Source organism: Mesorhizobium sp. M7A.F.Ca.CA.002.04.1.1, from assembly GCF_004022805.1.
Classification (GTDB): Bacteria; Pseudomonadota; Alphaproteobacteria; order Rhizobiales; family Rhizobiaceae; genus Mesorhizobium; species Mesorhizobium ciceri.
Map to the genome: position 1 here is coordinate 1 of NZ_RZPL01001310.1, position 467 is coordinate 467.

A 467-nucleotide genomic window follows, 5' to 3' on the forward strand; every position below is an offset into this window, starting at 1 on the left:
TTCATGAACTTCAATCGGGCCGGCGTTGCGAAGAACAGGTCGCGCACCTCGACCGTGGTGCCGCGATTGGCCGCCGCCGAGATCGGCATCGAGGGTGGCCGCGTCCTGCCTGTCAGGCCGGCGGCGCTGCCGCTTGCTGCCGTGCGCGAGCGGATCGAAAGTCGCGACACCGAGCCGATCGACGGCAGCGCTTCGCCGCGGAAGCCCAGCGAGCGAATGTCGTTGATATCCTCGGTGAGCTTGGAGGTGCAGTGACGTGCGATCGCCAGCGCCAGCTCCCGTTCGGGAATGCCGGAGCCGTCATCGGTGACGCGGATCAGGTTCAGCCCGCCGCCCGATGTGACGATCTCGACGCGCGAAGCACCGGCATCGAGCGCATTCTCGACCAGTTCCTTGACCACGCTCGCCGGACGCTCGATGACTTCGCCGGCGGCGATCTGGTTGATCATCGTTTCGGAAAGCTGGCG

The 467-nt window shown here is 66.4% G+C and carries 1 protein-coding gene; it reads right to left on the minus strand.

Annotation, left to right across the window (positions count from 1 at the left end; all coding sequences use genetic code 11):
• Nucleotides 1-467, minus strand: a 467-nt coding sequence (gene mutL, locus ENZ75_RS33945) for a DNA mismatch repair endonuclease MutL (protein WP_245481379.1), incomplete at both ends; no start/stop codon positions are given.